At 47.9% G+C, this 1,075-nt stretch carries 1 protein-coding gene; it reads right to left on the bottom strand.

Going from position 1 to position 1,075, the window contains the following annotated elements; genetic code table 11:
* Positions 1-97: 97 nt before the first annotated feature.
* Positions 98-1,075, bottom strand: a 978-nt coding sequence (gene trpS, locus R7P67_RS26180) for a tryptophan--tRNA ligase (RefSeq protein ID WP_318086501.1), incomplete at its 5' end; no start/stop codon positions are given.

The following is a 1,075-nucleotide window of genomic DNA, read 5'->3' as shown; positions in this document are numbered from 1 at the left end:
GGAGCGCTGTATGGACAACACGCCCTTTGAGTAATTTTCTCAGCACATAAAAAAGCTCCACCGAAGTGGAGCTTTTTGGGTATTGGATTACTTGAGATTACGGACGAGCCACAAAACCGACAGCTTCGTATGCTTTTTTCAGTGTTTCCGCCGCGCGAGCCGATGCTTTCTCCGCGCCTTGCTTCATCACTTCATCCATAAACGCGCGATCTGCGCGAATACGACGGTATTCTTCTTGAATTGGCTCAAGCATCGCAACAACCGCTTCACCCACGTCTTTCTTGAATGGGCCATACATTTCAACGCCTTTGTATTTCGCTTCAATCTCTTCAAAGCTCATGCCTGTCGCTGCAGAGTAAAGACCCATTAGGTTTGCAATACCCGCTTTGTTTTCAACATCATGGCGAATGCTTGGTGGCGTTTCGGTATCCGTTTGTGCTTTATTGATCTTCTTGATGATCGATTTTGGCTCTTCAAGCAGCGTGATAACGTTCTTACGGTTATCATCAGACTTCGACATTTTCTTCGTCGCATCTTGAAGGCTCATTACGCGCGCGTTAACCGTTGGAATGTATGGCTCAGGCACCGTGAAGATTGGGCTTTCTGGCGAGTAAATGTTGTTGAAACGCGTTGCGATATCACGCGCTAATTCTAGGTGCTGCTTCTGGTCGCTACCTACTGGCACTTGGTGTGCGCCGTAAAGCAGGATGTCTGCTGCCATTAGCACTGGGTAATCAAACAGACCCACGTTTACGTCGTTCGCGTAACGTGCAGACTTGTCTTTAAACTGAGTCATACGGCTCAGTTCACCCATTTGAGTGTAACAGTTAAGAAGCCAACCAAGTTGAGCATGCTCTGGTACGTGTGACTGAACAAATAGCGTGCTCTTCTTCGGGTCAACACCAACTGCCAGACAGATCGCCAATGCGTCTAGAGTCGCTTCATGTAGGGCTTTAGGATCTTGGCGAACCGTAACCGCGTGAAGGTCTACAACACAGTATTGGCAATCATAATCGTCTTGCATCTGCTGCCATTGACGTAGAGCACCCAAGTAGTTACCGATACTTAGTTCACC

This window comes from Vibrio sp. Vb0937, from assembly GCF_033338855.1.
This window is presented reverse-complemented; position numbering and strand designations above follow the sequence as displayed.